This is a genomic window from Buchnera aphidicola (Cinara cuneomaculata), assembly GCF_900698865.1.
In the GTDB taxonomy this organism is placed as follows: Bacteria; Pseudomonadota; Gammaproteobacteria; order Enterobacterales; family Enterobacteriaceae; genus Buchnera_F; species Buchnera_F aphidicola_AA.
Map to the genome: position 1 here is coordinate 239 of NZ_LR217697.1, position 5,371 is coordinate 5,609.

The following is a 5,371-nucleotide window of genomic DNA, read 5'->3' on the forward strand; positions in this document are numbered from 1 at the left end:
CCGGTTATGCACCGGTTATGCACCGGTTATGCACCGGTTCAATGAATATATATCGATCATATTTACATCGACTATATATTCAAAATGATGCTACATCCATCTATTCCATCTAGAGGTGTAGATAACTATAGATTTATTTTATTGAGGAATATATCTGATATAACCAACGCAGCGTATACTTCAACAATGTCGTTCCTAATGGAGTTAAAATAGATTCAGGATGAAATTGTACACCGCAAACATAATCTCGGATATGTTTCACCCCCATAACGACTTGTTTATATCGTGCGTTAATCTCTAGTTCCGATGGAATAGTAGTACATAGAAGGGAATGGTACCGCGCCACTAATAATGGATTCGGGAGCTGTGAAAACATATCTTGTTGATCATGTGTAATAGGAGATGTTTTTCCATGCATAATATTAGTAGAAACATTAATAATACCACCATATGACTGTATGATAGCTTGATGTCCCAAACAAATGCCTAATATAGGAATTTTTCCTTTTATTACATCGATCAAGGTCAACATACATCCGGCAGTATCGGGTGAACCGGGACCGGGAGAGAGTACAACGATCGGCTTATGCATACACTCCAATGCTAGTATGAGTCTGGATAAAGGAATATTATTACGATACACCGCCACGGTATGATCCTGTGATCGTAATATATCGACTATATTATATGTAAATGAATCAAAATTATCTAATAAGAGAATATCAGACATAATATTTTCCTGTGTCAACATGGTGTGTTTTAAAAATTGATTGTAAAACAGCTTGTGCTTTATTTTTACTCTCCTGTACTTCTTCATCCATTATTGAATCATATATAATACCTGCGCCAGATTGTATCGTAGCTATGTTTTTTTGAATAAATGCAGAACGAATAACAATACATGTATCAAATGATCCAGATCCCGTAAAATATCCTATAGATCCTCCATATGCACCTCGGCGCACAGATTCATATTGGGCAATTAATTGCATGGCACGTAACTTAGGAGCACCAGTTAAGGTACCCATATTCATGCAGGATTGATAGGCATGAAATATATCTAAATGATTTTGTAAAATGCCCGTCACATGCGATACCAAGTGCATAACATGAGAATATTTTTCCACTTTCATGAGTCGAGAGACATAACGACTATTTGCGCGACAGACTTTAGCTAAATCATTACGCGCTACATCAACTAACATGATGTGTTCAGATAATTCTTTTTGATCGGTCCGCAAGGACAGTTCAATACGATTGTCTAAATCTCGATCGATATGTCCCTGGCGATCCCGTCCACGTGGCCGGGTACCTGCAATAGGATGCAGTGTAACCATACGATTATCAGCAGAATATTTAAGATAACTTTCAGGTGATGCGCCGAATAATGTAAACGCCGTATCCTGCATAAAAAACATATATGGACTGGGATTATCGGATTTTAAAATATTATATGCCGCTAATGGATGTGTACATGGACAGTAAAATGGTCGTGAAGGAACAACCTGAAAAATTTCTCCTTGCGCAATGAATGTATGCATCTTATGCATGATAGCAGCGTACTCTACATCACTCATACTACTGGATACATCGATCTGTTTATGGGGAGCAGATGGAATAGATGGTAGATGTCTATGGGTCCGTAATATCCGATCTAACTGGTGTAGGCGTGTATATAATCGACTCCGTTCCAATATATTGTCAGTAAACACATGCGTGTGTAAAATCGCTGTGTGTGCACTATGATCCATAGTAATCATCGATTCTGCTAAATAAAAACAGAGATCAGGACATATGATTTCTGTAATTGATGATGGAATATTTTCAAATGAATGGATTAAATCGTAGGATAACAATCCAGCAAAAAACAACGATGATAGGGATCCAGATGCTTCCTGTACGACTCGAATCAACCAGCGAAAACAATCAAATATAGAAGCCTGTAATAATCGTTCACTCTCCTCAGCAGATGACAGGGATAATGGAAACCATATATTACGACAAGATTCAGTCGCCTGCATCCTAACCGTAGATGGAATAATGGCGTCTAATTGAGCCAATAAATATTCCCCATTTTTAGACAGGGCAACCAGAGTGACTCTGTTCTTATAAGCTGTGATACGTAATGCGCTATCCACAATGAGTGTGCTGTTGCATGGTTTTTTATTATCTATTTCGGATGATTCTAATAGCAGTGTATTAATTTTATTGGAGCATAATTGATGAAATATTTTTATAGGACTGACATGATAGCGTGTATGCTGGTTCCAAGTAGTAATAGTATGAGTTGTAGACATATAATGGTACTCCATATATATAACGATAATATGAAAATTTTTTATTCATTGAATCTATCGATTGTAATTCAGTTACCCGCTACTCCTTTTAGAAATATTTATAATACCAATTCAGTATACCGTAATACGGCTATCTCAATATAATCGATGTAACTACTATGGTGTATGTATAGTAGATTTATATTATATTTTGCATCTATGATTGACAGCATATATAGATTTCAACTGAATACAATTATATATGCTGATCGTTCCATATATATCTCCATTATTGATACAAATAAATCAGTAGAATAATATAAAAATATATGGATATGATACTCATGAACTATACCGCCGGTTATGCACCGGTTATGCACCGGTTATGCACCGGTTCAATGAATATATATCGATCATATTTACATCGACTATATATTCAAAATGATGCTACATCCATCTATTCCATCTAGAGGTGTAGATAACTATAGATTTATTTTATTGAGGAATATATCTGATATAACCAACGCAGCGTATACTTCAACAATGTCGTTCCTAATGGAGTTAAAATAGATTCAGGATGAAATTGTACACCGCAAACATAATCTCGGATATGTTTCACCCCCATAACGACTTGTTTATATCGTGCGTTAATCTCTAGTTCCGATGGAATAGTAGTACATAGAAGGGAATGGTACCGCGCCACTAATAATGGATTCGGGAGCTGTGAAAACATATCTTGTTGATCATGTGTAATAGGAGATGTTTTTCCATGCATAATATTAGTAGAAACATTAATAATACCACCATATGACTGTATGATAGCTTGATGTCCCAAACAAATGCCTAATATAGGAATTTTTCCTTTTATTACATCGATCAAGGTCAACATACATCCGGCAGTATCGGGTGAACCGGGACCGGGAGAGAGTACAACGATCGGCTTATGCATACACTCCAATGCTAGTATGAGTCTGGATAAAGGAATATTATTACGATACACCGCCACGGTATGATCCTGTGATCGTAATATATCGACTATATTATATGTAAATGAATCAAAATTATCTAATAAGAGAATATCAGACATAATATTTTCCTGTGTCAACATGGTGTGTTTTAAAAATTGATTGTAAAACAGCTTGTGCTTTATTTTTACTCTCCTGTACTTCTTCATCCATTATTGAATCATATATAATACCTGCGCCAGATTGTATCGTAGCTATGTTTTTTTGAATAAATGCAGAACGAATAACAATACATGTATCAAATGATCCAGATCCCGTAAAATATCCTATAGATCCTCCATATGCACCTCGGCGCACAGATTCATATTGGGCAATTAATTGCATGGCACGTAACTTAGGAGCACCAGTTAAGGTACCCATATTCATGCAGGATTGATAGGCATGAAATATATCTAAATGATTTTGTAAAATGCCCGTCACATGCGATACCAAGTGCATAACATGAGAATATTTTTCCACTTTCATGAGTCGAGAGACATAACGACTATTTGCGCGACAGACTTTAGCTAAATCATTACGCGCTACATCAACTAACATGATGTGTTCAGATAATTCTTTTTGATCGGTCCGCAAGGACAGTTCAATACGATTGTCTAAATCTCGATCGATATGTCCCTGGCGATCCCGTCCACGTGGCCGGGTACCTGCAATAGGATGCAGTGTAACCATACGATTATCAGCAGAATATTTAAGATAACTTTCAGGTGATGCGCCGAATAATGTAAACGCCGTATCCTGCATAAAAAACATATATGGACTGGGATTATCGGATTTTAAAATATTATATGCCGCTAATGGATGTGTACATGGACAGTAAAATGGTCGTGAAGGAACAACCTGAAAAATTTCTCCTTGCGCAATGAATGTATGCATCTTATGCATGATAGCAGCGTACTCTACATCACTCATACTACTGGATACATCGATCTGTTTATGGGGAGCAGATGGAATAGATGGTAGATGTCTATGGGTCCGTAATATCCGATCTAACTGGTGTAGGCGTGTATATAATCGACTCCGTTCCAATATATTGTCAGTAAACACATGCGTGTGTAAAATCGCTGTGTGTGCACTATGATCCATAGTAATCATCGATTCTGCTAAATAAAAACAGAGATCAGGACATATGATTTCTGTAATTGATGATGGAATATTTTCAAATGAATGGATTAAATCGTAGGATAACAATCCAGCAAAAAACAACGATGATAGGGATCCAGATGCTTCCTGTACGACTCGAATCAACCAGCGAAAACAATCAAATATAGAAGCCTGTAATAATCGTTCACTCTCCTCAGCAGATGACAGGGATAATGGAAACCATATATTACGACAAGATTCAGTCGCCTGCATCCTAACCGTAGATGGAATAATGGCGTCTAATTGAGCCAATAAATATTCCCCATTTTTAGACAGGGCAACCAGAGTGACTCTGTTCTTATAAGCTGTGATACGTAATGCGCTATCCACAATGAGTGTGCTGTTGCATGGTTTTTTATTATCTATTTCGGATGATTCTAATAGCAGTGTATTAATTTTATTGGAGCATAATTGATGAAATATTTTTATAGGACTGACATGATAGCGTGTATGCTGGTTCCAAGTAGTAATAGTATGAGTTGTAGACATATAATGGTACTCCATATATATAACGATAATATGAAAATTTTTTATTCATTGAATCTATCGATTGTAATTCAGTTACCCGCTACTCCTTTTAGAAATATTTATAATACCAATTCAGTATACCGTAATACGGCTATCTCAATATAATCGATGTAACTACTATGGTGTATGTATAGTAGATTTATATTATATTTTGCATCTATGATTGACAGCATATATAGATTTCAACTGAATACAATTATATATGCTGATCGTTCCATATATATCTCCATTATTGATACAAATAAATCAGTAGAATAATATAAAAATATATGGATATGATACTCATGAACTATACCGCCGGTTATGCACCGGTTATGCACCGGTTATGCACCGGTTATGCACCGGTTATGCACCGGTTATGCACCGGTTATGCACCGGTTATGCACCGGTTATGCACCGGTT

4 protein-coding genes are annotated in these 5,371 nt (G+C 36.4%); all 4 read right to left on the reverse strand.

Going from position 1 to position 5,371, the window contains the following annotated elements:
• Positions 1-133: 133 nt before the first annotated feature.
• The 4 genes from APCICUMA2628_RS02065 to APCICUMA2628_RS02080 all read right to left on the reverse strand — a co-directional run bounded on the left by APCICUMA2628_RS02065 (position 134) and on the right by APCICUMA2628_RS02080 (position 4,930).
• Positions 134-730, reverse strand: coding sequence for an aminodeoxychorismate/anthranilate synthase component II (locus APCICUMA2628_RS02065; RefSeq protein WP_154027787.1), 597 nt, complete (start codon positions 728-730; stop codon positions 134-136).
• Positions 723-2,297, reverse strand: a complete 1,575-nt coding sequence (locus tag APCICUMA2628_RS02070; RefSeq protein ID WP_154027789.1) for an anthranilate synthase component 1 — start codon at positions 2,295-2,297, stop codon at positions 723-725. The genes APCICUMA2628_RS02065 and APCICUMA2628_RS02070 overlap by 8 nt, the downstream gene beginning before the upstream one ends.
• A gap of 469 nt (positions 2,298-2,766) precedes the next feature.
• The gene (locus APCICUMA2628_RS02075) at positions 2,767-3,363 is read right to left on the reverse strand and encodes an aminodeoxychorismate/anthranilate synthase component II (protein WP_154027787.1); all 597 of its coding nucleotides are present in this window, start codon (positions 3,361-3,363) and stop codon (positions 2,767-2,769) included.
• A complete protein-coding gene (locus APCICUMA2628_RS02080; protein ID WP_154027789.1) occupies positions 3,356-4,930 on the reverse strand; it encodes an anthranilate synthase component 1 in 1,575 nt (524 codons plus the stop codon). The genes APCICUMA2628_RS02075 and APCICUMA2628_RS02080 overlap by 8 nt, the downstream gene beginning before the upstream one ends.
• Positions 4,931-5,371 lie beyond the last annotated feature (441 nt).